General features: G+C 41.4%; 24 protein-coding genes and 3 tRNA genes. 14 read left to right on the forward strand and 13 right to left on the reverse strand.

From position 1 onward, the window contains the following. Positions 1–34 precede the first annotated feature (34 nt). From G2999_RS11200 to G2999_RS11210, 3 genes are read left to right on the forward strand one after another with little or no spacing between them, the layout of a single operon-like run. Entirely contained in the window at positions 35–634 is a 600-nt protein-coding gene (locus tag G2999_RS11200; protein WP_083781722.1) for an LON peptidase substrate-binding domain-containing protein, read from the forward strand. Positions 635–693: 59 nt separating this feature from the next. Continuing rightward, positions 694–1,308, forward strand: coding sequence for a sigma-70 family RNA polymerase sigma factor (locus tag G2999_RS11205; RefSeq protein WP_010181687.1), 615 nt, complete (start codon positions 694–696; stop codon positions 1,306–1,308). Continuing rightward, complete coding sequence (locus G2999_RS11210; RefSeq protein WP_010181689.1) at positions 1,301–1,963, forward strand: ChrR family anti-sigma-E factor; 663 nt, start codon at positions 1,301–1,303, stop codon at positions 1,961–1,963. The genes G2999_RS11205 and G2999_RS11210 overlap by 8 nt, the downstream gene beginning before the upstream one ends. Positions 1,964–2,057: 94 nt before the next feature. Here the strand turns inward: G2999_RS11210 and G2999_RS11215 are convergent, their stop codons facing one another. Then, positions 2,058–2,816 (reverse strand): outer membrane protein assembly factor BamD, encoded by a 759-nt coding sequence (locus G2999_RS11215; protein ID WP_010181690.1) that lies wholly within the window; start codon positions 2,814–2,816, stop codon positions 2,058–2,060. 121 nt (positions 2,817–2,937) lie between these two features. Here G2999_RS11215 and rluD point away from each other — a divergent pair, with 121 nt between their 5' ends. After that, a complete protein-coding gene (gene rluD, locus G2999_RS11220; protein WP_010181693.1) occupies positions 2,938–3,930 on the forward strand; it encodes a 23S rRNA pseudouridine(1911/1915/1917) synthase RluD in 993 nt (330 codons plus the stop codon). A 131-nt stretch (positions 3,931–4,061) separates the two neighbouring features. Then, positions 4,062–6,641 carry an ATP-dependent chaperone ClpB gene (gene clpB, locus G2999_RS11225; RefSeq protein ID WP_010181695.1) on the forward strand — a complete coding sequence of 860 codons (2,580 nt, stop codon included), beginning with the start codon at positions 4,062–4,064 and terminating at the stop codon, positions 6,639–6,641. On the opposite strand, the gene G2999_RS11230 is transcribed toward clpB, so the two are convergent. From G2999_RS11230 to G2999_RS11255, 6 genes are read right to left on the reverse strand one after another with little or no spacing between them, the layout of a single operon-like run. Beyond that, positions 6,618–7,007 (reverse strand): Na+/H+ antiporter subunit G, encoded by a 390-nt coding sequence (locus G2999_RS11230; protein ID WP_010181697.1) that lies wholly within the window; start codon positions 7,005–7,007, stop codon positions 6,618–6,620. The two genes, clpB and G2999_RS11230, sit on opposite strands and share 24 nt — an antisense overlap. A 4-nt stretch (positions 7,008–7,011) precedes the next feature. After that, complete coding sequence (locus G2999_RS11235) at positions 7,012–7,281, reverse strand: K+/H+ antiporter subunit F (protein ID WP_010181699.1); 270 nt, start codon at positions 7,279–7,281, stop codon at positions 7,012–7,014. Further along, a complete protein-coding gene (locus G2999_RS11240) occupies positions 7,275–7,766 on the reverse strand; it encodes a Na+/H+ antiporter subunit E (protein WP_010181701.1) in 492 nt (163 codons plus the stop codon). Before G2999_RS11240 ends, G2999_RS11235 begins: the two co-directional genes overlap by 7 nt. Further along, complete coding sequence (locus G2999_RS11245; protein ID WP_010181703.1) at positions 7,766–9,301, reverse strand: monovalent cation/H+ antiporter subunit D; 1,536 nt, start codon at positions 9,299–9,301, stop codon at positions 7,766–7,768. Before G2999_RS11245 ends, G2999_RS11240 begins: the two co-directional genes overlap by 1 nt. Further along, positions 9,298–9,663: a Na+/H+ antiporter subunit C gene (locus G2999_RS11250; RefSeq protein ID WP_010181705.1), complete on the reverse strand. Its 366-nt coding sequence runs from the start codon at positions 9,661–9,663 to the stop codon at positions 9,298–9,300. The genes G2999_RS11245 and G2999_RS11250 overlap by 4 nt, the downstream gene beginning before the upstream one ends. After that, a complete protein-coding gene (locus G2999_RS11255) occupies positions 9,663–12,455 on the reverse strand; it encodes a monovalent cation/H+ antiporter subunit A (protein ID WP_010181707.1) in 2,793 nt (930 codons plus the stop codon). Before G2999_RS11255 ends, G2999_RS11250 begins: the two co-directional genes overlap by 1 nt. A 281-nt stretch (positions 12,456–12,736) precedes the next feature. Between G2999_RS11255 and pssA the strand changes: the two genes are divergently transcribed. From pssA to G2999_RS11290, 7 genes are all read left to right on the forward strand, one after another. Further along, positions 12,737–13,525, forward strand: a complete 789-nt coding sequence (pssA, locus tag G2999_RS11260; protein ID WP_010181709.1) for a CDP-diacylglycerol--serine O-phosphatidyltransferase — start codon at positions 12,737–12,739, stop codon at positions 13,523–13,525. Between the two features lie 142 nt (positions 13,526–13,667). Continuing rightward, positions 13,668–13,757: transfer RNA gene (locus G2999_RS11265), tRNA-Ser, on the forward strand. A gap of 37 nt (positions 13,758–13,794) precedes the next feature. Continuing rightward, positions 13,795–13,871 (forward strand) — tRNA-Arg (locus G2999_RS11270). 91 nt (positions 13,872–13,962) lie between these two features. After that, a tRNA-Arg gene (locus G2999_RS11275) sits at positions 13,963–14,039 on the forward strand. Between the two features lie 396 nt (positions 14,040–14,435). Beyond that, the gene (locus tag G2999_RS12495) at positions 14,436–14,735 is read left to right on the forward strand and encodes an OadG family protein (RefSeq protein WP_010181711.1); all 300 of its coding nucleotides are present in this window, start codon (positions 14,436–14,438) and stop codon (positions 14,733–14,735) included. A 12-nt stretch (positions 14,736–14,747) separates the two neighbouring features. Then, positions 14,748–16,532 (forward strand): sodium-extruding oxaloacetate decarboxylase subunit alpha, encoded by a 1,785-nt coding sequence (gene oadA, locus G2999_RS11285; protein ID WP_010181712.1) that lies wholly within the window; start codon positions 14,748–14,750, stop codon positions 16,530–16,532. A 4-nt stretch (positions 16,533–16,536) separates the two neighbouring features. Further along, positions 16,537–17,667, forward strand: coding sequence for a sodium ion-translocating decarboxylase subunit beta (locus G2999_RS11290; protein WP_010181714.1), 1,131 nt, complete (start codon positions 16,537–16,539; stop codon positions 17,665–17,667). Here G2999_RS11290 and G2999_RS11295 read toward each other — a convergent pair. The 6 genes from G2999_RS11295 to pspF are packed head-to-tail and all read right to left on the reverse strand — an operon-like array spanning position 17,664 to position 24,153. Then, positions 17,664–18,449 carry an ABC transporter ATP-binding protein gene (locus tag G2999_RS11295; RefSeq protein WP_010181716.1) on the reverse strand — a complete coding sequence of 262 codons (786 nt, stop codon included), beginning with the start codon at positions 18,447–18,449 and terminating at the stop codon, positions 17,664–17,666. The genes G2999_RS11290 and G2999_RS11295 overlap by 4 nt on opposite strands. Continuing rightward, complete coding sequence (locus G2999_RS11300; protein ID WP_010181718.1) at positions 18,450–19,445, reverse strand: oligopeptide/dipeptide ABC transporter ATP-binding protein; 996 nt, start codon at positions 19,443–19,445, stop codon at positions 18,450–18,452. Continuing rightward, a complete protein-coding gene (locus G2999_RS11305) occupies positions 19,445–20,338 on the reverse strand; it encodes an ABC transporter permease subunit (RefSeq protein ID WP_010181720.1) in 894 nt (297 codons plus the stop codon). Before G2999_RS11305 ends, G2999_RS11300 begins: the two co-directional genes overlap by 1 nt. Next, positions 20,325–21,347, reverse strand: coding sequence for an ABC transporter permease subunit (locus tag G2999_RS11310; protein ID WP_010181722.1), 1,023 nt, complete (start codon positions 21,345–21,347; stop codon positions 20,325–20,327). Before G2999_RS11310 ends, G2999_RS11305 begins: the two co-directional genes overlap by 14 nt. Next, a complete protein-coding gene (locus G2999_RS11315; protein WP_010181724.1) occupies positions 21,344–23,023 on the reverse strand; it encodes an ABC transporter substrate-binding protein in 1,680 nt (559 codons plus the stop codon). The genes G2999_RS11310 and G2999_RS11315 overlap by 4 nt, the downstream gene beginning before the upstream one ends. Continuing rightward, positions 23,020–24,153 carry a phage shock protein operon transcriptional activator gene (pspF, locus tag G2999_RS11320; RefSeq protein WP_010181726.1) on the reverse strand — a complete coding sequence of 378 codons (1,134 nt, stop codon included), beginning with the start codon at positions 24,151–24,153 and terminating at the stop codon, positions 23,020–23,022. Before pspF ends, G2999_RS11315 begins: the two co-directional genes overlap by 4 nt. Before the next feature lie 193 nt (positions 24,154–24,346). On the opposite strand from pspF, the gene pspA reads away from it, so the two are divergent. After that, on the forward strand, positions 24,347–25,018 hold the full coding sequence (pspA, locus tag G2999_RS11325) for a phage shock protein PspA (RefSeq protein ID WP_010181729.1): 672 nt from the start codon (positions 24,347–24,349) through the stop codon (positions 25,016–25,018). Between the two features lie 62 nt (positions 25,019–25,080). After that, the gene (gene pspB, locus G2999_RS11330; RefSeq protein ID WP_010181731.1) at positions 25,081–25,284 is read left to right on the forward strand and encodes an envelope stress response membrane protein PspB; all 204 of its coding nucleotides are present in this window, start codon (positions 25,081–25,083) and stop codon (positions 25,282–25,284) included. Positions 25,285–25,290: the final 6 nt, after the last annotated feature.

Genomic DNA, 25,290 nt, shown 5'->3' on the forward strand with positions numbered 1-25,290 from the left:
TTTTAAACTTTAGTCTAGTTCGCATCGTATATTTATGGGTGTGATATTAATTAGGCATTTTATTGTGGTTACCTTACCTCTTTTTCCATTATCTGCGCATGTTCTTCCCGGCGGAAGAATGTCGTTACGCATATTTGAACCTCGCTATACTCGTATGGTGAAAGAAGCATGTGCTTCTGAATCAGGATTCGTCATTTGCATGTTAAATGCAAAAGGCGATAAGACGACAAACGAGCATATCCATTCGATTGGTACCTATGTCAGTGTGGTTGATTTTAATATGCTGGATGATGGTTTGTTAGGGATTACGGTGGAAGGCGTAAAATGTGTCTCAATTAGCAATATTCGAATCGAAAAAGATGAGTTACGCATTGCTGATTGTGAGATTATTTCGCCATGGCAATTTAATCTTGAGAAAGATGCCTTGTTCCCAATGGATATAAAACTCAAAGAGATTTTTGACAAATATCCTGAGGTCAATAGTTTATATCAAGAAACTAGATTCGATGACCCAATTTGGGTAATTAACCGCTGGCTGGAACTCCTTCCCGTTGATGCGGCACAAAAGCAAGCATTTCTAGCTGAAAGTGATTGCTCCAAAATTGTACAATACCTAACAAAACTGGTAGAGTAATTTATGATCTTAATAATATTCACGCCGTATATATAATAAACGTTAATAAGGTAGTGAATATGCTCGTTGGAATTTCTTTGGAAAACAAATTTACGAACACCAGCAAGCCAAAAGACTGCGCAGAAGAGATGTCAGCACTCCTAATGGAAGTTGCTGCAGAGCGTTGTAAACGTTCTTATGCCAAAGTATTTGGATATTTTGCACCTCGTCTACGTTCATATGCCTTGAAACAAATGGGCAATGAAGCGTTAGCGATGGAGTTAGTCCAAGATACCATGACGAATGTGTGGCAAAAAGCACATTTGTTCAATTCAGAAAAGGGTTCCCCGTCAACATGGATATTTACCATCGCCCGTAATATCCGTTTTGATATGTTACGAAAATTGCAGAATCGAAAAGAAGATATTTGTTCTGATGATTTGTGGCCTGTTTTATGTGAACAGACACCTGATCAAAATGAAGTTTCTTTAGATCAGCAAGTAACACTACAACAAGTAGGCCAGCTGTTTAACAAATTACCTGATAAACAAAAGGCCGTGATTGAAGCCATCTATATTGATGGAAAGTCGCAGCAAGAAGTTGCAGATCAACTTACTATTCCGTTAGGAACAGTAAAAAGTAGGACTCGATTAGCACTGCAGCGATTAAAGGATATGTTAGAAGACCATGATTAATTACCACCCAACTGACAAGCAACTACGTCAGTTTGCTGAAGGCAATATTTCTTCAGCGTTAGCGTTAGTTGCAGCTGCTCACTGTGATGTTTGTTCCAAATGCCAAGCTAAAGTCGATGATGTCAATCTAGAATTGGCAAGTGATATCGAGAATATTAAAGCGCATACATTTAGCGACCCAGCATTTGATAAAATGCTAGCGAGCATCACACAATTACCTGTATTAGATGCACCGGTACAAAAATCACCGCGCATTGAGTTGGATGGTCGTTTTTTTGATGTCCCTAGACCATTGCAACGTTTTGTGAAAAAGACTGGAAATTGGTCAAAGCTGTTAGGTAAAGTGTGGCAAGCGCCTGTTGATTTAGGTGAAGCTGGGATGGCCCATTTTATTTATATGGAAAAAGGGGGGCGTGTTCCTGAGCATACGCACCGAGGTACTGAATTTACCCTAGTGGTGAATGGTGAGTTTTCTGATGGTCTAGCTGATTATGATTCAGGGGATTTGATTGTGATGGATGATGAGCATATTCATTCGCCGCATTCAAATGCAGATGATGGTTGTTTAGTGTTTTCGATTGTCGATAAACCATTGCATTTCACATCAGGAATTGCACGATTACTAAATCCATTTAGTCACTTATTTTTTAAATAAGTCCAAATGTAGTCAAAAAAAACGCGTTAAACTAAATTAGTTAACGCGTTTTTTTTGGTCGTTAAGATAGTATATCTGAACTTATATTAACAACTTATAAAATAAACTCACTCTCTGGGTAGTTAAGTTTCAAAATTTTAATCGCATTCGCTTTTAGTTGGTCCAGACCTAACTGGTCATAGCATGACACCATGATTTCTAAAGCTTCTTGAACCATGCCTGTATCGGGATAGTATTCTAATACATACTGACCACGGTTAGCGGCTGCTACGTAAGCTTCTCGACGCATGTAGAAACGCGCAATAGCGATTTCATATTTAGCTAACCGAGTTTTAATATAAACCATGCGTTTTTGTGCATCGGTGGCATATTTACTTTCAGGAAACGTATCTAATAACTGTCTAAAGTCATTAAATGCTTCACGTGATGCAGAAGGATCACGATCTGAGCGATCAATATTAAATAATGATTGGAATAAATTATCATCCATTTCCATATTCGTTAAACCGCGCATGAAATACGCATAATCAATGTCTTTATGATTTGGGTTTAAACGGATGAAACGATCAATAGTCGCTAATGCTTGTGCACTGTCACCGCTTTTATAATAACTATAAATTAAATCCAGTTGAACTTGGTGTGATAGTTCACCAAATGGATAGCGAGAATCTAAATCGCTCAATATTTCAGCAGCCCCACCAAAATTACCATTCTCCATGGCTGTTTTAGCTTTGGCATAGATAGCCTGAGGGCCTTGTAATTCGACCTCTTCGATTGCTTTTTCTGGCGCTGAGCTACAACCGCCTAACGCGATTAAACCAATTAAGCTCAGGGCGTATAATCTTATTTTCATCAACGAAGTAACCTTTATTATTGATTGTCTGGTGTATACAACTCGTATTATTGCACACCTTTGTGTGGAAACTGATATAATTGTATTTTATTTATCACAGTTTTTCTAAATTAATCACTTTATGTCTCAATCTCAATCTCAGCAACAAACTATTTCGCTCACCGGTATTGTCGATCAAACTCAATTTGATAAACGATTAGATCAGGTATTAGCCGATTTGTTCCCCGAATATTCGCGCAGTAAGTTAAAAGAATGGATCTTAGCGGGTTTTGTTAAGGTCGATGATGAAGTGGTCACTGTCGCCCGTCAAAAAATGCAAGGTGATGAACAAATTGATATTCATGCAGTGATAGCCGTACAAGTATTAAATACGCCACAAAATATCGAATTGGATATTGTATTTGAAGATGAACATGTATTGGTGATCAATAAACCGGCAGGCTTAGTCGTTCACCCTGGCGCCGGAAATGCGGATGGTACAGTGTTAAATGCGTTGTTGGCGCATCACCCTGAGATTGAAAATATTCCGCGTGCTGGGATTGTGCATCGCCTTGATAAAGATACAACCGGTTTAATGGTCGTTGCCAAAACCCTCATTGCACAAACATACCTGGTGGAACAATTACAAACCCGAGTCATGAGTCGTGAATATGAAGCATTAGTCATGGGCACTATGGTGGCCGGTGGCTTTGTAGATGAGCCAATTGGTCGTCATCCGACGAAACGCACATCAATGGCTGTTAGAGCAACGGGCAAAGAAGCGACAACGCATTATCGTATTAAAGAAAAATTCCGAGCTCATACTCACCTGCGTCTAAAATTAGAAAGTGGCCGTACCCACCAAATTCGTGTGCATATGGCACATATCCGTCACCCTTTGGTGGGTGATCAGTTATATGGGGGACGCCCACGCATGCCTAAAGCCGCTAGTGAAGCATTTATGCAAGCTTTGCGTAACTTTAAACGTCAAGCGCTACATGCGGCACAGCTTTCTTTTGCACATCCAATTACTGAGGATTGGTTAACGTTTAATGCACCATTACCTGATGATTTTGTGCAATTACTAGAAGATGTGCGTGCCGATACGGATATTCATGGTATCGCTGAAGATTAACCTTGTCATTAGTTTGCGCTAGATCAACTCTCTGTCACATTGTTGGTTTTTTATTCAATTTAGATATTGAATAACATGGTCTCGTACCCACTTAATATTTATCACAAGATGAATAATTGAAGAGACCTGAGATGAGACTTGATAAATGTACAACTAAATTTCAATCTGCAATTTCTGACGCCCAATCACTAGCACTTGGGCGTGACCATCAATATATTGAGCCTGAGCATATTGCTACTGCGTTGTTAAATCAACAAGGTGGCAGTGTCCGCACCATCTTGCAACAGACCGGCATAAATTTAAATACGTTACGCTCCGGATTGGCTCAAGCGTTAGAAAAACTACCACGGGTTAAAGGCGCATCTGGCGATGTTCAGTTTAGTCGTGACACTATCGCATGTTTCAACTTAACCGATAAAATTGCACAACAACACAACGATCAGTTTATTTCTTCAGAGTTGTTTTTATTGGCGGCTTTAGAGACGAAATCGCGTTTTGCTGATTTACTCGTCAGTGTCGGGGTGACTAAAAAAGCCCTGCAAACTGCGATTGATAATGTGCGGGCAGGCCAAAATGTCAATGATCCTAATGCCGAAGACGTTCGTGAAGCCCTTGAAAAATATACCAGTGATTTAACTGAACGTGCTGAACAAGGCAAACTCGATCCTGTCATTGGTCGTGATGATGAAATCCGACGCACTATCCAAGTATTACAGCGTCGCACGAAAAACAATCCCGTATTAATCGGTGAGCCAGGGGTCGGTAAAACAGCCATCGCTGAAGGACTCGCACAGCGTATTATTAATGGAGAGGTGCCAGAAGGGCTTAAACATAAACGTGTACTGTCATTAGATATGGGAGCGTTAATTGCGGGGGCTAAATACCGCGGTGAATTTGAAGAACGTCTTAAAGCTGTGTTAAACGAGTTATCCAAAGAAGAAGGTAATGTCATTTTATTTATCGATGAATTACACACAATGGTGGGCGCTGGCAAAGGTGATGGAGCCATGGATGCCGGCAATATGCTAAAACCTGCGCTAGCACGTGGTGAACTTCATTGTGTTGGTGCTACAACGTTAGATGAATATCGTCAATACATTGAAAAAGATGCGGCGCTTGAAAGACGTTTTCAAAAAGTATTAATCGATCAGCCAACAGTAGAAGATACCATTGCCATACTACGGGGTTTGAAAGAACGTTATGAGCTTCATCATTCCGTGGACATTACTGATCCTGCTATCGTGGCGGCAGCGAGTTTATCTCACCGTTATATAGCGGATCGTCAACTACCTGACAAAGCCATTGATTTGATTGATGAAGCCGCTTCGAGTATCCGTATGCAGATAGATTCAAAGCCAGAAGAAATGGATAAGTTGGATCGTCGCATCATACAATTAAAACTCGAAGAGCAAGCCTTAGCTAAAGAAAGTGATGAAGCAAGTCTGAAACGTTTAGATATTATTCAGGTTGAACGTGAGACAGCAGAATCACGTTATAAAGCCTTAGAAACCATCTGGCTAACAGAAAAAGATGCCATGCAAGGGGCGCAAGGGATCAAAGCTCAACTAGAACAAGCTAAACAAGATATGGATATTGCGCGTCGGGCAGGGGATTTAAACCGTATGTCAGAATTACAATACGGGCGTATTCCAGCACTCGAGCAACAGTTAGAAAATGCTAATACAGCGGATGAAGTGACGCCACAATTAGTGAAAAATAAAGTGACAGATGTTGAAATTGCAGATGTATTATCACGCTGGACAGGGATCCCCGTGGCCAAAATGCTCGAGGGAGAACGTGATAAATTGGTTCGGATGGAAACCGTCTTACATGACCGTGTCATCGGCCAAGATGAAGCGGTGAAATGTGTGTCCAATGCCATTCGTCGCTCACGTGCCGGCTTAGCGGATCCAGCTAAACCAATAGGATCATTTTTATTTCTGGGACCCACAGGTGTGGGTAAAACAGAATTATGTAAATCGTTGGCGGATTTCTTATTCGATTCCCAAGATTCGATGGTGCGCATTGATATGTCGGAGTTTATGGAAAAACATTCAGTGGCTCGACTTGTCGGAGCCCCTCCTGGTTATGTTGGTTATGAAGAGGGCGGATATTTAACCGAAGCAGTTCGTCGTAAGCCATATTCAGTGATTTTGTTAGATGAAGTCGAAAAAGCACACCCAGATGTGTTTAATATCTTACTTCAAGTGCTTGATGATGGCCGTCTGACTGATGGTCAAGGGCGAACAGTGGATTTTAAAAACACAGTGATTATCATGACGTCAAACTTAGGTTCTGATGTGATCCAAGAACAGGCTCATCAACAGGATTATGATGCAATGAAAGCCAGTGTCATGAACACAGTAGCGATGCATTTTAGACCTGAATTCATTAACCGAGTTGATGATATTGTGGTGTTTCATCCTTTAGCTTTGGACAATATTAAATCGATCGCGAAAATACAATTGCAGGGTTTACGTCAGCGCTTGCAAGATAAAGGATTTGAACTGAGTATTTCTGGTGCTGCCTTAAACAAAATTGCCGATGTGGGGTTTGATCCTGTTTTTGGTGCTCGACCGTTGAAGCGAGCGATTCAACAGGAATTAGAAAACCCTCTGGCCACGCAACTATTATCGTTGCGCGACAAGCAGTTTGATAAGGTTCAAGTGGATGTAAGTGATGGTCACTTAACTATCGAGTTTACTCGATGAATCTGAAGCGGGTGGTTGCTGCATACGTGCAGTATCCACTAGCTCCGTATGCTTAGTTTTAGCAAACATTCTCACTTTATGGTGCATAGCCACTTTGGCTAACATATGTGCTACTACCGGTGCGGTGATCACTAGAAACAATGTAATGAGTAACTCACTGATACTAAAACGGCCTTCTGTGGCGTAAGCCGTTAGCATTGAGCACAATAAAATACTACCTAAACCAACAGTGGTTGCCTTGGTCGGAGCGTGTAATCGGGTATAAAAGTCTGGTAGACGTAATAAGCCAAATGATCCAACAAAAATAAAGATACCACCAATGACCAGTAAAATACTAATCGCTAATTCAAATCCAAACGACATCATGACCTCACTCGATGATATCGCCGCGAAGGCGATATTTAGCAAATGCAACACTCGACACAAAACCCAGCATGGCAATGAGTAAGGCTGCTTCAAAGTATAATGGTGAGCCAGAATGCATCCCATACACTAAAATAAGTGCGATACTGTTAATACACATGGTATCAAGCGCAAGGATACGATCAGGCGCATTAGGGCCTAATAGTAATCGGCATAAATTCATCACTAATGCGATACTCAACACACCTGACACAAATAAAATGGCATAATCTAACATCCAAAAATCTCCTTCACGCGGCCTTCATAATGGACTTTAATGTAGTCTATTAAGCTTTGTTCATCTGCTGGCATATCGAGCACATGAATATATAAAAACTGTTTATCTTCAGTTAACTCGCAACTACAGGTTCCTGGCGTCATAGTGATTGTGCTGGCAAGCAGCGTAATGGGTAGGTCATCTTTGAGCGTTAGTGGGTAAGCGATGAAACCTGGTTGGATCCGCTTGACCGGGCCTAACACGAGTATGGCCACTTCAATATTTGCGATAATAACATCTTTGAGAACGACCAATACATAAGGGATCAGTTTAAAAGGTTTTGCTATCTTGGGCTGTGGGATCCTTAATGGTTGACACACAATCGGGATCACAATACCTAATATAAGTCCTAATAAAATATGCCCTAGGCTCATACTATTATTTAACAATAACCACACTGCTGTGAGTAATAATGTATGGAAAGGCTGAGGGAAAATTCGGGTCATTATTCCACTCCTCTTAAACGCATCACATCAATCAATAGCTCAACATCATGCAGCTGTTGTGCGGCTAGCTGAGTCATTTCAATGACCTGAGCACCAAATATCGTGATAAGTGGTGATGCAATTAATAGCACTAATACCCCAGTGATTTGCCACTTGGATAAATCGGGTGAGTCATTGAGATCTTTGACTGGGTCGCGCACCGGAGCATGACGGAAAAAAATAGTTGTTCCTGCTCGTGAGAGCGCGACAATCGTCACCAGACTACTCAAAAGAATGGCACTAAAAATCATGAATTTGTCTGCATTTAAAGTGGGTGCTTGCAGGATCAATAATTTGCCTAGAAAACCAGAGAAAGGGGGCAATCCTGCCACGACCATAGCGACGACAAAAAAACAGCTGCCTAATAAACTTTGATTTTTAAGTTTTCGCGAAATAACAAATCTATCTCCCGCTTTACCACGTTGCAGTCCTATTAAATCTGCAATTAAAAATAATGCTGCGGTAGCTAAGGTGCTGTGGATCAAATACATTAATGCTGCGGCAGTTGCTTCAGGGGTTCGTAATGCAAATGCAATTAATAACGTACCGACTGATACGATCACCAGATTACCCGCTATCCCTTTAAGGGTAGGGCTGACGAGTGAACCCACAGTGCCGATGGCTATGGTGACAAACGCTAGAGGCCAAATAATAGGTTGGATCATATCGGCGAGTTCGCCAGCCTCTACGCCATAAATGACCGTATATACACGGAAAATACAATAGATGCCTACCTTAGTCATAATTGCAAATAGTGCAGCGACCGGTGCGGGGGCTGCAGCATAGGTTTTCGGTAACCAAAAATGCAGCGGCAACATGGCAGATTTCAGGCCAAATACGACCAGCAATAATGCCCCACCAATCTGAGCAAGGAGTAAATTTGATTCTGATAGGCTACTAATTTTTAACGCCATGTCCGCTATATTCAACGTACCTATTGCCCCATAAATCGTGCCCAGCGCAAATAAGAAAATACTCGAACCGATTAAATTTAAAATGACATAGTGAAGTGCAGCTTCGGTTTTTTGCTTACCGCCGGCATGAATTAATAAACTATATGAAGCGATGAGCAGAACTTCAAAAAATACGAATAAATTAAATAAATCATTGGTGAGAAACGCGCCATTGATCCCTAAAATTTGAAATTGAATAAGAGGATGGTAATAGCGGCCTGCACGATCTTCACCTGCTAATGAGTATAAAATGACGCCAAGGCCTAAAAATGTTGTTAATAGTACTAATATGGCAGAGAGAGTATCTGCGTATAAGATGATCCCAAAGGGCGGTAGCCAATTGCCCACGGCATAGAAAATAGGCGCATTACCACTGGCAGAGAGCAGAATGGCGATAGCAGTGGCGATTTGCGCTAGTATTAATAGGACGGCAAAGACACGACGAGCCGCATAACGTTCAATACCTTTGAAAGGAGGTAATAGCATTAATAGCCCACCTATCATCGGGATTAAAATAGGCCAAATGATCATGTGCTCAATCATGCATCACCTCGCTTAGATTTGACCAGTTTTCGCGTATCGGGTGGCTCACTGCCATCGACCAAGTCACTGCCTAAATCAGCCCGAGCGCGCATCGATAAGATCACGACGAATGCGATCATCGCAAAGCCAATCACAATCGCTGTTAATACTAAGGCTTGAGGTAATGGGTCAGCATATTTATCCGCCATGCCTAAAATAGCGGCTCCTTCAAGATTTAATCGACCACTGGAAAATAAAAACATATTCACCGCATAACCGAGCATGGTGAGTCCAACTACCACAGGGAAAGTACGTGCACGTAAGCACAGAAAAATACCACTAAACGTCAGTACACCCACACAGATCACATATAATAGTTCCATTAGCGTTCCACCTTAGGTCGGTCTGGTGTAGATAATTTACCCAAGTGAGCTAAAATTAACAGCGTTGCTCCTACCACAGTCAAATATACCCCTAAATCAAATATTAATGCGCTAGCCAGCTCAATTTCACCAATGAACGGAATGTCAAAATAATCAAACCAAGTTGTCATGAAAGGATAACCAAAGCTCCAACTGCCTACACCTGTCAGTGCCGCAATTAATACACCAAGGGCGATAAGGTTTTGATAATCGACTTTAATTCTAGGCTTGACCCATTCGACACCATGAGCGATATATTGTTGAATGATGGCAATTGACGTCACCAGACCAGCGATAAAACCGCCTCCGGGCATATTATGTCCCCGCAAGAAAATATAAAATGACACCAGTAAAGCAAGTGGTAATAGACTTTGCGAGATCATAGATAAAATGGTCGGATGAATATCGTTAGTCCATGGACGGCCTTTTTCATCGGCGTTTGGCATGGCCAAACGAATGCGCGCCATTAATTTAAATATGCCCAGTGCGGCAATCCCTAATACTAAGATCTCACCTAACGTATCTAATCCCCGAAAATCCACTAAAATCACGTTAACAGCATTCGTACCACCGCCGCCAATTTTACTATTAGCTAAGTAAAAGTCTGAAATACTGGTCAGCGGCTGAGTAATAAAGATATAGTTGATGGTTGCAATTAATCCAGCAAATACCGCAGCGATCGCTAAATCTCTGACGACCCGACCAGGGGCTGATTCTGTAGCCGTTTTCTTAGGTAAGAAAAACAATGCGAGCATCAATAAGATGACCGTTGCGACTTCCACTGATAACTGAGTTAACGCTAGGTCAGGTGCTGAAAAGCGGGCAAAGCCGACCGATAAAATTAATCCCACCACCGATATCGCAAGCAGTGCAATGACACGTCGACGATGCAAGACCATGGTTGCTATAGCAGCTAAACACATCACAATTGCGGCTGTGATTTCAACACCCGTGACCGGCTGCATATTCGTAACAGAGAAACTTGATTGGTATTTAAATAATGGCAGTGCAATTAATATAATTGTAAAAATGAGTAAAGCAGCAACATAACGTTGCAATGATCCTGAATCAAATTTGTCATAATAGCTTGATGCTGTTTTGACGATATGTTGAACGACACCTTCAAAAATCAATTTGGCATCTGTCTCCATGAACTCGGCCTGAGAACGATACAGGCGTGCCCGGTAAGTATAGATTAAAATCCCACCACCAATCGCAATAGCACTCATCAGTAATGGTAAATTAAACCCGTGCCAGATAGCGAGACTGTAATAAGGTAATTGTGTGGTATTTAGAACAGCTTGTGATGCTGCCGTCAGAAAATCTCCTACCATCAGTACGGGAAAAATACCCACTGCAATACATAGGATAACTAACACTTCTATTGGCACCTTCATAAAGCGTGGCGGCTCGTGAGGTGTTTTGGGCAGGTCAATGGGTTCACCATTAAAGAATACATCGTGTATAAAGCGGGTCGAATACGCGACGGAAAAGATACTGGCGATGGTCGCTAATACCGGGATCATCCACGATAAAAAGCCAAAAGCATGTTGATTCAGCGTTTCAGCTAAAAACATTTCTTTGGATAAGAAGCCATTAAATAAAGGCACTCCAGCCATAGACGCGGCTGCTACCATGGCGAGTGTGGCAGTGTAAGGCATATATTTCCATAGGCCATTGAGTTTTCGCATGTCTCGTGTGCCAGTTTCGTGGTCAATGATCCCCGCTGCCATAAATAGAGATGCTTTGAACACTGCGTGGTTCATGATGTGAAACAGTGCGGCGACGGCAGATAATTGGGTATCGAGTCCCAATAATAAGGTGATAAGGCCTAAGTGACTGATCGTTGAATATGCAAGTAATCCTTTTAAATCGTGCTTAAACAGCGCTACATACGCCCCTAATAATAATGTGATTAACCCTGCAGTTGAAACAATTAAAAACCACATTTCAGTGCCGGAAAGAACCGGATAGAAACGTGCCATGAGGAAAATCCCCGCTTTGACCATCGTCGCTGAATGTAAATAAGCGCTTACCGGCGTAGGAGCCGCCATGGCATGTGGTAACCAAAAATGAAACGGGAATTGGGCTGATTTGGTAAACGCACCAAGTAATACTAAGACAAGAATAATAGGATATAACGCGTGTTCTGTGAGTAAGTCACCACTAGCGAGGATCACACTTAGCTCATAACTCCCTACAATATCACCAATAAGTAATAGGCCTGCTAATAATGCTAATCCGCCTGCACCCGTTACCGTTAAAGCCATTCGGGCACCTTTACGTGAACCCGATAGATGCCCCCAGAAGCTAATCAGTAAGAATGAACTGATACTTGTGACTTCCCATGCCATCCACATTTGTAGAATATTATTTGATAACACAATCGATAACATTGCCGTCATAAATAGAATCAAATAGGAAAAGAATCGACCGGCGTCTTCCTTATCAGATAAGTAATAACTTGCATAAAGTATAATCAGTAAACCGATACCCAAAATCAGTAGCGCAAACATTAAAGATAAACCATCTAGATGTAAGGATAAGGTTAATCCCACTGCAGGGATCCATTCTAGATACTCAATCAAGTGCTCACCGGCGAGGACTTGTGGGGTTAAACTAATAATATAGGCGAACCCGATAGCCGGAGCGATGGCTGTCGCTATGGTGGTAATTCCACGACCAAAACGAGCCGCAAAAATAGGGATAAGAGTGCCTATCAATAGTAAAGCGATGACTAAAAACAAGCTCATTATGTCTCCGTACATGTAATTATAAGATTGGTTAGTATCATGACGTCTCAATCTTTAAGAGGTTACAGACAAACGAAAATAAAATAAACAAATTTCGACAGATCCTAAAAGCGATAAGTGATAATAGTGTAACTCGCTAATGACACAGCGAGTGCTATAATAATATGATGTATTTATCATGATTATTTTATTGAATAAGACTGATTAAAGATAAAACACTATTTTATGCAGCTACACTAATTGTGTTACATTAATAGCATATTACTGATGAGATTAAATTTATGTCCCCTGTCCCTAAAAAAGGCATTTACCTACTTCCTAATTTGTTAACAACCGCTGGATTATTTTCAGGCTTTTATGCCGTTATTTCTAGTATGAATGGCTATTACGAAGCTGCTGCGGTCGCTATTTTTGTTGCTATGATATTTGATGGTTTAGATGGTCGAGTTGCTCGCATTACCAATACACAAAGTGAATTTGGTGCTGAGTATGATTCTATGGCTGATATGGTCTCTTTTGGTGTCGCCCCAGCATTAGTTGCTTATAATTGGGGATTCACGGACTTAGGCAAACTAGGCTGGCTTGCTGCTTTTATATATGTTGCCGGAGCAGCGCTTAGGTTGGCTCGTTTTAATACGCAAGTGGGAATTGCTGATTCTCGTTTTTTTCAAGGTTTAGCGAGTCCAGCTGCCGCGGGTGTCGTGGCGAGTTTGGTATGGGTGGCTCAAGAGTACTCCATCGATACGTCACATTTGAGCTGGGGTTTAGCGGGTGTGACAGCGCTATGCGGCCTATTAATGGTCAGCAATTTCAAATATAACTCATTTAAAGAAGTGAATTGGGCTGGTAAGGTGCCCTTTGTTGCTTTATTACTGGTGATGTTAGTGTTTGTGGTCGTTGCCACTGAGCCAGCATTAGTATTATTTATTGTATTTGCTTTATATGCATTAGCAGGCCCTATCAATACCTTTAGAAGTGTGGATAAAGTGCGTTTAGAAGATGTTGTCGGTGATCCTGAAAATGATGTGGATGCTGAGTTTACCAAGGATGAACATAAGCCTGACGCTTGATATGTGGGCATAAATTAAGCAAACTAAATGCAATTGTTGGATTAATCAGCAAAATGCACCTAAACATGAATTTTTTATCATTTTTATATTAGTAAAGCATTGACTTATATAATGGGTACAGTAGAATGCGCTTCCACGTTGTGGAGAGGTGGGTGAGTGGCTGAAACCAGTTCCCTGCTAAGGAACCGTACGTTAATTCGTACCGAGGGTTCGAATCCCTCCCTCTCCGCCATTTGTTTGGTGGAAACGTGTTGTAAAAGTTTTAGTGCGCGTGCGTAGCTCAGCTGGATAGAGTACCTGGCTACGAACCAGGCGGTCGGAGGTTCGAATCCTTCCGCACGCGCCATTTTTTCTGATATGTTTTTATAAAAATGTATCAAACATAACTAAATGACCTTAACTCTGTATTAGTTTATGTTTTAAATCAGTTTTAGTGCGCGTGCGTAGCTCAGCTGGATAGAGTACCTGGCTACGAACCAGGCGGTCGGAGGTTCGAATCCTTCCGCACGCGCCAATCATTAAAAACCACCTTGTTAGGTGGTTTTTTTTTGCCTATCATTTGTTTAGACCGTCTCTATTATGCGCTTTTTCATCATATGGTTGAGTTAATATCGCGTTGATCAATGAAAACTATAAAATAATTATTTATAAAAGCGTAGTATTTATGCAAAATTATGAATAAATAGTAAATTGGTCTTACCAATTCAGGTTTGGACACTCTTATTGATATTGTATTTAACTAAATTATTGATAATAAACATTTTATTATTATTTTTTTGTTTAAATTAGTGTAATTAATAATTATTAAATAATATAATTATGACCAAAAAGTCGTAAATTGGTAAAAAAATATTGTGTTTTTATTCATAGATCGCTATAAAGATACTACCGAAATATTGTGGAGTGTATTATGAATACACCAACTATGTCTGAACAACTCTTTGAAGCTGCTTCATTATTAATGATTGGTATGCTGACTGTGTTCATCTTTTTAAGTGTGCTGATTATCAGTGTAAAGCTCATCACTAAGTTTGTTGAAGTGTTTCCAGAGCCTGAAGCCAACGCTTATTCGTCTGCTCGTCCAACACCTGCAGCTTCATCTCAAGCAGCTAATGCATCTGCCTCTGTATCAAATCAAAAAGACGTGATCACTGCGATCACTCATGCTGTGACTGCCTACAGGCAGGGTAATCAGCCATCATCTAAGTAGGATACCCATATCATGACTAAACCATTAGCGTTAACTGAGCTAGTCTTGCGTGATGCCCATCAATCGTTGTTAGCGACACGTATGCGTATTGATGACATGTTACCTATAGCTGCTGAACTTGATAAAGTCGGTTATTGGTCAGTGGAATCTTGGGGTGGGGCAACTTTTGATAGCTGTATCCGTTATTTGGGGGAAGATCCTTGGGATCGTATTCGTCAATTAAAAGCGGCGATGCCAAATACCAAACACCAAATGTTATTACGTGGTCAAAATCTATTAGGCTATCGTCATTACGCTGATGATGTTGTGTCTAAATTCGTTGAGCGTGCGCATACTAATGGTGTTGACGTGTTCCGTATCTTTGATGCGATGAATGATGTACGTAATTTAGAAACGGCCGTCAAAACTGCAATTGAAGTGGGTGCACATGCACAAGGTACGATTTCCTATACAGTATCGCCGGTACACAATTTATCACTTTGGCTAGATATGGCAAAACGTCTTGAAGATATGGGCGTACATTCTATTTGTATTAAAGATATGGCGGGTTTACTCAAGCCTTATGATTGTAAAGAACTTATCACTGAATTGAAAAAGACGGTTGCTGTGCCGATTGCGATGCAATGCCACGCTACAACCGGTTTATCGACGGCTACTTACCAAATGGCGGTTGATGCAGGGATTGATATGCTCGATACCGCTGTATCGAGTATGAGTATGACATATGGTCACACGGCTACTGAAACGATGGTTTCAATCGTTGAAGGCACAGAACGTGATACTGGCATAAATTTAGAAGGCCTTGAGGGTATTGCCTCATACTTTAGAGACGTGCGTAAAAAATACGCGTCATTTGAAGGAGCACTCAAAGGTGTTGATGCACGTATCTTAACTGCTCAAGTGCCAGGTGGTATGTTAACGAACATGGAAAACCAGTTACGTGAACAAAATGCCACCGACAAAATGGATGAAGTACTGAAAGAAATCCCTCGCGTGCGAGAAGATTTAGGCTTTATCCCATTAGTCACGCCAACGTCGCAAATCGTGGGTACTCAAGCGGTTATTAATGTCCTCACAGGCGAACGTTATAAGTCCATTACCAAAGAAACTGCCGGTGTCTTAAAAGGTGAATATGGGGCGACTGCTGCGCCAGTCAATGCTGAGCTACAAGCAAAAGTATTAGGTGATAGCGAAGCGATTACCTGTCGTCCTGCTGATGTGCTTGAGCCTGAGTTAAATAAATTAGAAGCGGAATTGGATGAGCTAGTTGCGGCAGAAAGTGCCACACTCGCCTCAGACAAAGTGGATGATGTACTGACCTATGCCTTATTCCCACAAGTGGGCTTTAAGTTTATCAAAAACCGAAATAACCCAGATGCCTTTGAGCCTGCTCCAACCGCACCAGTTGAATCGAATAGTTCAGTCTCTGCCACAGGTGAAGAGCATTATAGTGTGCGTGTAAACGGTACTGAGTATGCTGTTACCGTTGCGCCTGACGGTCAAATCACCGATGCACAACCGGTCAATGTCACCGCTATTGATGCCGGTGGTAATACCGCAGCCGCACCTACTTCAACCGGTGCAGGTGAAAGTATTAATGCGCCACTTGCGGGTAACATCTTTAAGATGTTGGTTCGCCAAGGTGACCAAGTGAATGAAGGTGATGTGGTGATGATCATGGAAGCCATGAAAATGGAAACTGAAGTACGTTCGTTACATACAGGTGTCGTGACTACTATCAACGTCAATGAAGGCGATGCAGTGCAAGCCGGTCAAGCCGTCATTACCTTAGGATAAGCTCATGGAAAAACTGCAAATTTTGTGGCAGTCCACTGCCATACCTCATTTTGAAATGGGGCAAATTATCATGATGCTGGTTGGTTTTGGCTTATTATATTTAGCCATTGTCAAAAAGTTTGAACCGCTTTTGTTACTCCCGATCGGTTTTGGTGCTTTGCTCACTAACATTCCGCTAGCGGGATTTAGTGAAGTCGGTGGTTTACTGCATTATATTTATTATATTGGTGTTGATACTGGCGTCTTTCCATTGCTGATCTTTATGGGCGTTGGGGCAATGACCGATTTTGGTGCTTTGATTGCCAATCCTAAAACGTTGTTATTAGGAGCTGCTGCGCAGTTTGGGATCTTTGCGACTTTGTTTGGTGCGATTGCGTTAAATGCAGTACCTGGATTTGAATTCAGCCTCCAAGATGCGGCAGCGATTGCAATCATTGGTGGCGCAGATGGTCCAACGGCAATATTCTTAGCATCAAAGCTAGCGCCTGAGCTATTAGGTGCAATTGCGGTAGCCGCCTATTCTTATATGGCATTAGTACCGATTATTCAACCGCCTATTATGAATGCATTAACGACGCCAGAAGAGCGTAAGATCCAAATGAATCAACTACGTGTGGTGACTAAGCGTGAAAAGATCATCTTCCCACTGGCAGTGCTTTTCTTAACGATTTTATTCTTACCTAGCGCATCTCCATTGGTTGGTATGTTCTGTTTAGGTAACTTGATGAAAGAATCGGGTGTGGTTGACCGCTTAAGTAATACGGCACAAAACGAATTGATTAACATTGTGACCATCTTCTTAGGTTTAGCAGTGGGCTCAAAGCTTTCATCAGACGCTTTCTTAACGGTCGAAACGTTAGGAATTTTAGCATTAGGTGCGGTCGCATTCTCGATTGGTACCGGTGCAGGGGTGATCATGGCGAAAATCTTAGCTAAGTTCAGTAACGAGCCGATTAACCCGTTAATTGGTGCTGCGGGTGTATCAGCAGTGCCGATGGCGGCGCGGGTAGTGAATAAAGTGGGATTAGAAGCGAACCCTCATAATTTCTTGCTGATGCATGCAATGGGACCTAATGTAGCAGGTGTTCTTGGTTCAGCTGTTGCAGCGGGAATATTACTCGCACTAGTGGGTTAATAACTCACTAATGAATTGTGCGCATGGATAAGTTTCTGTGCGCTAGGATGCTCAGGCGCAGTAAATAGCGTCTGAGTTAAATTACTCTCCACTATCTGCCCCTCACTCATCACAATTGTTCGATCCGCCATATGTCTGACTATCCCTAAATTATGGGAAACAAAGATAAAAGCTAATCCAAGTTCAGCTTGTAATTTGAGCAATAAATTAACGGTTTGAGATCGTACTGATGGATCCAGCGCAGCAAAAGGTTCATCTGCCACAATCACTTGTGGATCCAGGATCAATGCACGTGCAAGCGCTACACGCTGTTGCTGTCCGTCAGATAGCTTATGCTTATAGTAATAGTAATGTTCCGGCATTAAGCCAACCAATGAAAGGGTGTGATTGACCTTCTCAAAGCGCATTGCAGCGCTAAGCTGGGTGTTTAAACGCAGTGGTTCATCGAGCATACTACCAATCGACATCCCCGGGTTTAATGATTCTGCAGAATGGCGAAAAACCATGCGAATATTATTCGCACGGGCTTTTGAATGATGGGTATTAATTAATTGATTATTTAATAGTATCTCACCTGAAGTCGGTTTTACGGCTCCTCCAATAAGTTTAGCTAATAGTGATTTACCAGAATCATTGCCACCAATAATGGCGATAGTTTCGCTTTCATGTACATGTAAATCTACTGGGCCTAAAACAAAAGAGGGTCTAGGTGAGAAAAAATTCCAACGTTTAGGGGGATTATAGGTCAATTGGTTGATTTTGAGTAACGGAGTAATAGGCATTTAAACCACCTGCAAGTGAAGTGGATAGTGGCAACGATACTTATGTTCGTTAATCGAACGCTCTGTTGGCGCTTGCACACATTCTTTGGCCGCACGCGGACAGCGAGGCCCCAAGCGACAACCAATAGGCAAATGTTGTAGGGTAGGGATGGTTCCATCCAATGCCACTAACCTTGATTTAGGTTGTAAATCTGGGCTAAAACTCGGTGCGCTGTCCAGTAATGCTTTGGTATAGGGATGCAGTGGACGTTTACGTAACGCTTTCATTTTTCCCGATTCTACTGTTTGCCCGCAATATAGCACAGTCATTGAATGCGCCATTGCAGAGATTGCCAATAAATCATGGCCTACAAATAATATACTTAAATCACGGGTTTTATTTAAATGTGTGAATAAGGCTAAAATCTGTTTCTTTATATTTGTTTCCATACCACGCGTAGGATCATCAGCAATTAACAAGGTAGGCTGAGAGATTAATGCAAGGGCAATCATAAATTTTTGACAAATATCTAATGACAATTCATGGGGATATTTATTGATACATTGAGCCACGTTCTCAATACCGACTCGCGCTAAGATTTGTTTCGCAATCTTCATTTTTGAGCGGTTTCGCTCCCACCAATAACGTCCTTCAACAAACTCCTCGGGTACACTTTCGAGCAGTTGTTCTTGAAGGCGAGATGAGGGATCTAATGCTGCCATTGGATCTTGAAAAATGACAGCAATATCGCGACGCATGATAGCCTGGCGTTGTGCTTGCTTCATGGTTAATAAGTTTTCACCACGCCATGTCAACCGGTCTGCAGTCACAATCCACTGAGGAGGAAGTGCACCTGATATCGCACGTACAATCAAACTTTTTCCAGAGCCAGTTTCGCCTACGAGTGCTCTAATCTCATTTTCTTTAACGGTCAGGCTGACTTTATCAAGTGCCTTGATTAATACACCGTTACTTTCAATCTCTAAGGTCAAATTTTTGATGTCTAAAATAATCATTAATGTGACATCCTGTTTCTGTGCGCTGAACGTAAACCATCACCTACAATATTCACCGATAGCACCATCAAAAATATAGCAAGGCCTGGCAGTAAAATATTCCAAGGGGCAATATAAGCAGTAGATAGCGCATCTGCAATCATCACACCGAGTTCTGGCATTAACGTTTGAGCACCTAAATTTAAAAATCCTAAGGCTGAAATATCTAGTATCGCGATAGAAATAGCCAATGTACCTTGGACAATTAAGCGTTCTACCATATTAGGCAAGATGTTATAAATAAATAAAGCGGAAGATGTTGCGCCATCAAGTTTGGCGGTTAGGATGTAATCTTTACTCATTTCTTGGCGAACAAAATCACGTGTGACATGAACAAATCGTGGTATTAAGGCCAAGCCAATCGCCAACATTGCATTAGTTAACCCAGTACCTAGCATTGCCATAATGATAATGGCAATTAATAAAGTGGGGGTTAGCATCAAAATGTCTAATATATGATTGATAAAACTGGAACGAAGACCTGCTGACATACCTGCTATGACACCTAATATAACACCAAAACACAATGCCACTAAGACCGTAATGATGCTAGAAAATAATGTTATTTGAGTACCGTAAAATAAGCGGGTTAACATATCACGGCCTAATGCATCCGTACCTAAAATATGTAATATACTGCCATTATCATTCCATGCTGGTGGGAGCAGCACAGCATCGGTATGCTGAGTAGTTGGCTCAAATGGAGTCAGCAGTGGTCCTAAAATAGCCATAATAATAAAGAAAATTAATATCCCCAGTCCGGCAACTGCAACATGACGTTGTCGAAATTCACTCCAGGTCGCCTGTAACGGCGTTGGATAGTGTTCTTCTTCGTATAAACTAGTGTCTGGCATAAGCAAACCTATCTCGGGTGGGATCAATCATCTGGCTCAAGCATTCAAGACTTAATGTCATCACCACGACCACCATTGCGACTAACAACATACCTGCGCGGATAGCGGGGAAATCTCGTTCATAAATAGCTTGGATAAGCCAGTCACCAATCCCTGGCCATGAAAATATGGTTTCAACAATCATGACATTTGTCATTAACGTAGATATTTGCAACGCTAACAAAGGCAATACTGGTAACAAGGCATTACGCAATACATGTCTAAAGAAAATCGTAGAGGAAGGCAGTCCACGTGTTTGTGCACATTTGATGTATTCAGTTTGCAACACGTCAGCTACAGAACGGCGCGTCGTGCGCAGGAAAACAGCAAAGGCGATAAAAGACACTGATAATGTCGGTAGGATAAGGTGCTGCAGCGCATCATATAAAGCAGCTTGTTTATAGGGGACATCCGATAACCAAATATCCAGTAAGATAAATCCAGTGCGATGAGGGATATCAAATAATAAACTCAAACGGCCTGACATGGGTAACCATTGCGCTTGTAAACTGACGATTAATATTAATAATAACGCCAGCCAAAATACCGGGAATGAATACATCACCATGCTTGATGACATAAAGATATTGTCGATTTTTTTGTGGTATTGCATACCTGCAATAAAACCTAATGGGATCCCAAGTACTAAAGCGATGGTGATAGCATAGAGACTTAATTCTAACGTAGCAGGTAACAAGCGCATAATTTCTGGATAAAGCGCATTACCTGTGGCGAAACTGACTCCCCATTCGCCTTCTAATAATGCTTGGATATAATACCAAAATGCCATTAATACATTGGTTTGTTCAGCGACTAGCATTAGGGTAGGTTGGTCTTGAATAAACTCAGCACCAAATAGATTTAACCAAGTATCTCCCGGAAAGAAGTAAGCTAATGCAAAGGACAACACCACTAAGATACATAATGTGATAAAGGTGAGGTTTAAAAAACGAAACAAGGTATTGATCATGGACGCCCATCCTGGTTATCTATTTGTTGTACCTTGGGTGCTTTCACCACATTTTCAAACCGAATACTACCATAAGGGTTTATTGATAACCCCTTAATGGAGTGTGCTTTAACTTGATAGCGATTAGCATGTGCAATAGGGACCAAAGGTATATCATGGGCGATAATATTATTAGCTTTGGCATATAAAGATGCTCTTAAATCGACATCAGGGATCCGGATTGCCGCATTAATTAATGCGTTAAATTCCGTATTACACCACATCGCTCGGTTAGTACCTGAAGGAATGGCTTCACAACTAAGTAAGGGGCGATAAAAATTATCCGGATCACCATTATCTGCCGACCAGCCTATTAATACACTATCATGTTCCCCTTGGGAAAGTTTGTCACGAAATGCATGCCAATCATAGGTTACAACAGTGACATCGACATCGACCGCAGCCAAGTAATTTTTAATCAGCTGTGCCATGCGTTTGGCATTGGGGTTATATGCGCGCACAACCGGCATTGCCCAAAGTGTCATTTTAAAGCCCGCAGGGATATTGGCTTGATTGAGTAATTCTTTGGCTTTGATGGGGTTGTAACTTACTTCTTTAATACTGCTGTTATAGGCCCAAGAAGAAGGGGGGATCAGCGAACGAGCTCGAGAGGCTGAATTGAAGTAAATAGCATCTAAAATCGAATTTTTATCAATTGCCATCGCCAAAGCTCGACGCACTATAGGCTGATCAAAAGGCGGTTTACTTGTGTTAAAAGCCCAAAAGCCAACATTTAACCCAGGCTCTTCTTCTACCACAATGTTTGGCGTAGCACGCATGACATCAATCTCCGCTTGAGAGGGGTAGGCAATAGTATCGCACTCACCGGTGACTAACTTGGCAAAGCGAATGGCACTGGAAGGCGTAATGTCATAAATGAGTTGTGCAGATTGTGGCACACCACGCCAATAACCCAGATGTGGTAAAAAGCGGATAAATTGATTTTTTTGGTAAGCATCGAATTTAAATGGCCCAGTGCCGATAGGATAAAAATCGATTTGTGATTGACGGTTATCAACAGCTAACATATCGGCATACTCAGCGGATAAAATAACGGCAAAATCGGTAGCAAGATTAGCTAAGAAAGAAGAATCTCGTTCAAATAAACTGATCTCTATGCGATAACCATTGATACGCTTAATGGATTGAATTTTCTCAGCCAAATTCAAACTATCAAAATAGGGGTAACTGCCCCCATTTACTTCATGATAGGGATGACTAGGGTTGATCCAGCGATCAAAACTAAATAATACATCATCGGCGTTAAACGATCGCGTGGGTTGAAAATACTCGGTTTGATGAAACTCAACATTCCGTCTTAGCTGAAAAGTATAGGTTAATCCATCACTAGACACTAACCAGCTACTGGCGAGAGCCGGTTGTATTCGACCTGTTTGCTCATCAAAATCAAGTAAACGGCTATATATTTGATGGGAGCTGACATCTGATGTCGTCGATGATGTATCTAATTGTGGATTAAGATATGAAGGATTACCTTCAGAGCAATAAATCACGCCATCGGGCGCGATTGAATCAGAGAGATGTTGTTGTTGGATATCATGGGACGGACCGCAGCCACTTAACCATAAGATAGGCAAGAATATAACCGGTGTGAATAGCTTGTGAAAGCGTATCATTGTAGGTCAGGACCTTCATCAAGTAAGCTATACTTTTTCAAGTAACCGCGCAGTTGATGGTAGGTTAAAGATAGTTTTTGAGCGGTTTTCTTTTGATTAAACTGACTATCTTTTAAGGCTTCTTTTATCATGGTAATTTCAAATGCCTGCGAGCGGGCTTTTAAGTCCAATGGAAATGTCATTGATGGAGTATTGTCGGGTGTTTTAGGGCTATTTGTCAACGGTTCTTGAATAGTATTTGCCGGCACAGATTTGTCATACGTAGGTTCGTGACTGGGATCTGTTGATACACTTGAAGAAGGAGGTGTGTAACTAGCCGGTGGTGTTTTGATGCGTGTTTTAGGGCGATACACTGAAGCAAAGGGGTCAAGCACAATATTATGCACTGGTACATGGGCATTATTATTACGATATACGGCCCGTTCTACGACATTTTTAAGTTCTCGAATATTACCAGGCCAATCATATTGCATGAGTACATCAGTCGCTTTGCTTGTGAATCCACTAAACAGCTCCATCTCTAATTCGCGTGCCATATTAATAGCAAAATGCTCGGCTAATATCATAATATCATCAGGTCGTTCACGTAACGGTGGAATGGTAATCACATCAAAGGCGAGCCGGTCGAGTAAATCTGCCCTAAATTCACCATTGGCGGCTAGCGCGGGAAGATCTTCGTTAGTTGCAGCGATGAGGCGCACATCAACTTTCACTGTTTTTGAGCCACCCACGCGCTCAAATTCGCCATATTCGACTACCCGAAGTAACTTTTCTTGGATAGTGGCTGAGGTATTGGCTAACTCATCTAAAAACAGCGTCCCGTGATTAGCGACTTCAAAGCGCCCTTCACGCCGTTTGCTTGCTCCTGTAAACGCGCCAGCTTCATAACCAAATAATTCACTTTCCAGTAGACTTTCATTTAATGCGGCGCAATTTAGCTTTTGATAATGCTGATCCCAGCGGGTAGATAAATAATGTAATCGCGCTGCGATAAGCTCTTTACCTGTTCCTCGCTCACCAATGACTAATACCGGTTTATTGAGCGGCGCTATTTGGGAAATCTGTTCAAGCACTTCTAAAAACACATTAGCTTGCCCGATTAAATTATCTTGTTTACGAAAGCGACTCATAGTAATTTTTCTCTGTGTAGTAAAACAAACTAGCAAAAATGGTCATATATACTAATATTTAGTGTAATTCATTAAACAATAAAAAGGCTAATTTTTTTAAAATAAATTAATCCAATAAAATCAATTATTTACATTTTTTATAAAGTGGCACGTTACTTGGATATATTATGAGTAATTAATTAAGGAGTTACTTATGAGCATATTTTCACGTTTTACCGATATTATTAATTCAAATATCAATTCCATATTAGATAAGGCAGAAGATCCACAAAAAATGGTTCGCCTGATTATTCAAGAGATGGAAGATACCCTAGTTGAAGTCCGTTCTGCATCGGCTAAGACAATTGCATCAAAAAAAGATATTCAATTGCAAATCGATAAACTGACACATCAAGCTCAAGATTGGTCTGCAAAAGCAGAACTTGCTATTAGTAAAGAGCGTGAAGATCTCGCACGAGCTGCACTACAAGAACGTAGTAAATGTAACAATAGTGCTGACGTGTTAGGTAACGAATTAGAGAATATCGACATTCAGTTATCCAAGCTGCAGATTGAAACCAGCCAACTACAAGAAAAATTAGCCGATGCAAAGGCGCGTCAGAAAACGATTCTATTACGTCAAGCTACAGCGACGTCTCGTTTGGATGTTAAAAAGACCTTAGATAGTTCAAAAGTCGAAGATGCGATGGGACGATTTGAACAATACGAGCGCAAAATTAATGATATCGAAGCCCAGGTTGAAGCTTATGATTTAGGTCAGAAGTCATTAAATGATGAATTTGCCGAGTTAGAAGCGAATGACAAAGTAGAAGATGAATTAGCGGCATTAAAAACAAAAATGGCACAAAAGAATAGTGTTCAATAGCGCTTAAGTTTATCCACACTTTTAGTAGCAACAACGCGTAAACACGAAAAGAGGACAATATAATGGAAGAATTTTTTATCGTAGCAGTGGGCGTACCCATGATCTTATTCATGTTGTTTGTCGCCCCAACATGGCTGGTGTTACATTATCGCGGTAAACGTCAAATTAATAAGGGTCTATCGGAAAACGATTATAAAGATCTACAAATATTAGCGGACAAAGCCGAGCAGATGTCAGAGCGGATTAAAACACTCGAAACTATTTAGATACAG

The organism is Glaciecola sp. HTCC2999, assembly GCF_000155775.1.
Taxonomy (GTDB): Bacteria; Pseudomonadota; Gammaproteobacteria; order Enterobacterales; family Alteromonadaceae; genus Opacimonas.

What these genes read in the sequence shown, in the direction of transcription:
- G2999_RS11210 (WP_010181689.1), top strand. Translation starts at nt 1,301, where the DNA reads ATGATTAATTACCACCCAACTGACAAGCAACTACGTCAGTTTGCTGAA.
- oadA (WP_010181712.1), top strand. Translation starts at nt 14,748, where the DNA reads ATGACTAAACCATTAGCGTTAACTGAGCTAGTCTTGCGTGATGCCCAT.
- clpB (WP_010181695.1), top strand. Translation starts at nt 4,062, where the DNA reads ATGAGACTTGATAAATGTACAACTAAATTTCAATCTGCAATTTCTGAC.
- G2999_RS11290 (WP_010181714.1), top strand. Translation starts at nt 16,537, where the DNA reads ATGGAAAAACTGCAAATTTTGTGGCAGTCCACTGCCATACCTCATTTT.
- G2999_RS11305 (WP_010181720.1), bottom strand. Translation starts at nt 20,338, where the DNA reads ATGCCAGACACTAGTTTATACGAAGAAGAACACTATCCAACGCCGTTA.
- pssA (WP_010181709.1), top strand. Translation starts at nt 12,737, where the DNA reads ATGTCCCCTGTCCCTAAAAAAGGCATTTACCTACTTCCTAATTTGTTA.
- G2999_RS11215 (WP_010181690.1), bottom strand. Translation starts at nt 2,816, where the DNA reads ATGAAAATAAGATTATACGCCCTGAGCTTAATTGGTTTAATCGCGTTA.
- G2999_RS11300 (WP_010181718.1), bottom strand. Translation starts at nt 19,445, where the DNA reads ATGATTATTTTAGACATCAAAAATTTGACCTTAGAGATTGAAAGTAAC.
- G2999_RS11255 (WP_010181707.1), bottom strand. Translation starts at nt 12,455, where the DNA reads ATGAGCTTGTTTTTAGTCATCGCTTTACTATTGATAGGCACTCTTATC.
- G2999_RS11230 (WP_010181697.1), bottom strand. Translation starts at nt 7,007, where the DNA reads ATGATGTCGTTTGGATTTGAATTAGCGATTAGTATTTTACTGGTCATT.
- G2999_RS11240 (WP_010181701.1), bottom strand. Translation starts at nt 7,766, where the DNA reads ATGACCCGAATTTTCCCTCAGCCTTTCCATACATTATTACTCACAGCA.
- G2999_RS11315 (WP_010181724.1), bottom strand. Translation starts at nt 23,023, where the DNA reads ATGATACGCTTTCACAAGCTATTCACACCGGTTATATTCTTGCCTATC.
- pspF (WP_010181726.1), bottom strand. Translation starts at nt 24,153, where the DNA reads ATGAGTCGCTTTCGTAAACAAGATAATTTAATCGGGCAAGCTAATGTG.
- G2999_RS11205 (WP_010181687.1), top strand. Translation starts at nt 694, where the DNA reads ATGCTCGTTGGAATTTCTTTGGAAAACAAATTTACGAACACCAGCAAG.
- rluD (WP_010181693.1), top strand. Translation starts at nt 2,938, where the DNA reads ATGTCTCAATCTCAATCTCAGCAACAAACTATTTCGCTCACCGGTATT.
- G2999_RS11310 (WP_010181722.1), bottom strand. Translation starts at nt 21,347, where the DNA reads ATGATCAATACCTTGTTTCGTTTTTTAAACCTCACCTTTATCACATTA.
- G2999_RS11245 (WP_010181703.1), bottom strand. Translation starts at nt 9,301, where the DNA reads ATGATTGAGCACATGATCATTTGGCCTATTTTAATCCCGATGATAGGT.
- pspB (WP_010181731.1), top strand. Translation starts at nt 25,081, where the DNA reads ATGGAAGAATTTTTTATCGTAGCAGTGGGCGTACCCATGATCTTATTC.
- G2999_RS11200 (WP_083781722.1), top strand. Translation starts at nt 35, where the DNA reads ATGGGTGTGATATTAATTAGGCATTTTATTGTGGTTACCTTACCTCTT.
- G2999_RS11295 (WP_010181716.1), bottom strand. Translation starts at nt 18,449, where the DNA reads ATGCCTATTACTCCGTTACTCAAAATCAACCAATTGACCTATAATCCC.
- G2999_RS12495 (WP_010181711.1), top strand. Translation starts at nt 14,436, where the DNA reads ATGAATACACCAACTATGTCTGAACAACTCTTTGAAGCTGCTTCATTA.
- pspA (WP_010181729.1), top strand. Translation starts at nt 24,347, where the DNA reads ATGAGCATATTTTCACGTTTTACCGATATTATTAATTCAAATATCAAT.
- G2999_RS11250 (WP_010181705.1), bottom strand. Translation starts at nt 9,663, where the DNA reads ATGGAACTATTATATGTGATCTGTGTGGGTGTACTGACGTTTAGTGGT.
- G2999_RS11235 (WP_010181699.1), bottom strand. Translation starts at nt 7,281, where the DNA reads ATGTTAGATTATGCCATTTTATTTGTGTCAGGTGTGTTGAGTATCGCA.